This window comes from Pseudoalteromonas sp. TB64 (genome assembly GCF_000498095.1).
In the GTDB taxonomy this organism is placed as follows: Bacteria; Pseudomonadota; Gammaproteobacteria; order Enterobacterales; family Alteromonadaceae; genus Pseudoalteromonas.
On sequence record NZ_AUTQ01000247.1, the window covers coordinates 1 to 1,729 of the forward strand.

Here is a 1,729-nt window from a genome sequence, read left to right on the forward strand (position 1 = left end):
CAAGCCTGACTTATCCTGTCAAAATAAATTCATTCCTATCAATTTCGCTGAGCAAATTCTGCCTGGCACTTTTGAGTATGCCCTTTGTTATATTGTCGAAAATAAACTCGATTTATCGGGGTTTGACGCGTGGTACAACAATGACAAAACGGGCGCGGCGGCGTATCCACCTTCGGTAATGCTAAAGATTATTTTACTGGGCTATGCACATGGTTTGATCAGTAGCCGTCGAATTGCTAAAGCGTGTGAGACGAACATTTTATTTATGAGTGTGTCGGGAGATATCCAGCCGCATTACACATCAATAGCAGGCTTCGTTGCTAAAATGCATGAACAGATTGAGCCGATTTTTACGCAAGTGCTGATGATATGTGATGAGGAAGACTTGATAGGCCGCAACATGTTTGCCATTGATGGGTGTAAATTAAAGTCCAATGCGAGTAAAGAGTGGAGTGGCACATTCGATGAGTTAGGTCGCAAAAAAGCAAAACTAGAACGCGCAAGCAAACGTATTATTGAACGCCACCAATCACAAGATGGACTGGGCGAAGAATTGATAACTCAGGATTTAAAACAAAAAGAAAAGCTAGATAAAAGTGCAGATAAAATCACCGAGTTTTTAGCCACTCACGAAGAGAAAACAGGCAGTAAAGGCAAGCCTGTTAAAAGTAATATCACTGATCCAGATAGTGCAAAAATGACGACCTCAAAAGGCACAATCCAAGGTTACAACGGCATAGCGATAAACGATGATAAACACCAAATTATCCTGCAAGCACAAGCGTGGGGCTCAGTAGGCGAGCAACAAACTTTACAGCCAGCCGTTGCACAATTAAAACAGCAACTCGCTAAACTCAATACAGAAAAAATGGAAGATGAGCATACCATCAAATTCACCGCAGACAGTGGGTTTAACAGCGAAGTAAATCTTGAATTTATGGCGCAAAGTGGGTTCGATACCTACATTGCGGACAACCAATTTAGAAAACGAAATCCATTGTTTAAAGCCAGCGAAACATACGAAACAGAGCAAGAAAAGCGCCGACTAAAACGCAGCAAAGGCAAGCCACGATTATTTACCTCAGATGATTTTCATTATAATGAAGCAACCCAAATTTGCCGCTGCCCCGCAGGCAATGCAATGTGGCGAAGCGGGATAAATGTAAAAAGTCACAATCAGCAATACACGCGATTCTGTGGTTATTTAAAAGACTGTAAAACGTGCCCGCTACAGCAGCAATGCATGCGAAAGCCACCCATTAAAACGGGGCGACAAGTACAGTTTATAAATAATGAATCACGCAAAAAGCTGAGCTATGTAGACAAAATGAAAGTAAAAATAGACAGCCCCATAGGTCGACGACAATATAGCAAACGACTCGGGTGTATTGAGCCAGTGTTCGGGAACATTACAGTGAATAAAGGCATGAATAAATTGACCTTACGGGGTCAAACGAAAGTGAATGCGCAATGGCAACTGTATTGTCTTGTTCATAATATAGAAAAGCTGCAAAACACGATGCATTAAGAAGGGTAAGCGCTTTTACCCTAAATAAAAGCCACTCAAGTACCCGTAATCCCGTCCAAAACGCCAATTAAAACAACACCAAACTCCCACTTTATATTCTGCATAAAATACAGTAATCGATTGAACCAAAATAGGAACTCAGCTATGGTTTGTTTATCAATAAAAATAAATAAAAAAACGAGTTAATCTACAGGCTCGTTA

Annotated in this window: 1 protein-coding gene; it reads left to right on the plus strand. The window is 40.9% G+C overall.

What is annotated here, in order from left to right; all coding sequences use genetic code 11:
* The coding region (locus L647_RS01000000124735) for a transposase (protein WP_024612697.1) at positions 1 to 1,528 on the plus strand (1,528 nt) is incomplete at its 5' end.
* Between the last annotated feature and the right edge of the window lie 201 nt (positions 1,529 to 1,729).